Below are 319 nucleotides of genomic sequence, written 5' to 3' on the forward strand. Positions count from 1 at the left end.
GTCCTGGCTGCCTTCGAACAGGTGCACTTCAGCGCGGTAGTAGCGCTGGTTGCGCAGCTGCTGGGCGGCGAACGACGGGGTCAGGTAGCCGCTCAGGATCACCCGGTACAGGAAATCCTGCTGCTCGCCGTGGTTCACCGTCAGCTCCATGTCGCCGGCCTCGAAGCGGGTGGCCACGTCCCAGCCCTGCCCGCGCAGCTGTTCGGCCACCGCCTCCATCGCCGGCTTCACCGTGTCGTCCATGAAGCGGTAGACCTGGTCGCGCACCGGGAAGTGCATGGCCTGGCTCAGGCGCTGGCGCCAGCCCTGGTGGTGGCGG

1 pseudogene is annotated in these 319 nt (G+C 68.7%); it reads right to left on the minus strand.

Features of this window, described 5'->3' with window-relative positions:
- A pseudogene (locus EN846_RS34265) lies at positions 1 to 319 on the minus strand (choline transporter); the annotation flags it as partial.

The sequence above is a fragment of the Mesorhizobium sp. M4B.F.Ca.ET.203.01.1.1 genome (assembly GCF_004791025.1).
In the GTDB taxonomy this organism is placed as follows: domain Bacteria; phylum Pseudomonadota; class Alphaproteobacteria; order Rhizobiales; family Rhizobiaceae; genus Mesorhizobium; species Mesorhizobium abyssinicae.